This window comes from Bradyrhizobium sp. PRIMUS42, assembly GCF_023006515.1.
Lineage (GTDB): Bacteria > Pseudomonadota > Alphaproteobacteria > Rhizobiales > Xanthobacteraceae > Bradyrhizobium.
Genome location: NZ_JALBGZ010001596.1, coordinates 1 through 457 on the forward strand (window position 1 = coordinate 1; position 457 = coordinate 457).

Here is a 457-nt window from a genome sequence, read left to right on the forward strand (position 1 = left end):
CGCCGCAGCCGGCTTCGTCGCCGGCGGCGCGCTGGCTGCGACCATCGCCCAGTCACGCCCCGAGCGGGCCAATTTCCTGCTGAGCCTGTTCTATGCCGGGCCCGGCATCGGCATTCTGTCTTCGGGGCTGATCGCCCCGTTCACGCTGCAATATTTCGGGCCGGGCTCGTGGTGGATCGTGTGGTGGGCGCTGACGCTGCTGTCGGTCGCGATGACGATCCCGCTGTTCCTGATCCGCATCGAGAGCAGCGTCCGCTTCTCCGAAGGTAGCCACGTCGCGTTCGCGATTGCCCCCGTGCTGATCTATCTCGCCGGCTACTTCCTGTTTGGCGCCGGCTACATCGCCTACATGACCTTCATGATCGCCTATGTGCGCGACGGTGGCGGCGGGGCCGCGGCGCAGGCGGCGTTCTGGAGCCTGATCGGGCTCAGCGCTTTCGTCACGCCCTGGGCCTGG

At 67.4% G+C, this 457-nt stretch carries 1 protein-coding gene; it reads left to right on the plus strand.

Annotated elements, in window-relative coordinates; genetic code table 11:
• Positions 1–457, plus strand: a 457-nt coding sequence (locus MOV75_RS41835) for a YbfB/YjiJ family MFS transporter (protein WP_247008740.1), incomplete at both ends; no start/stop codon positions are given.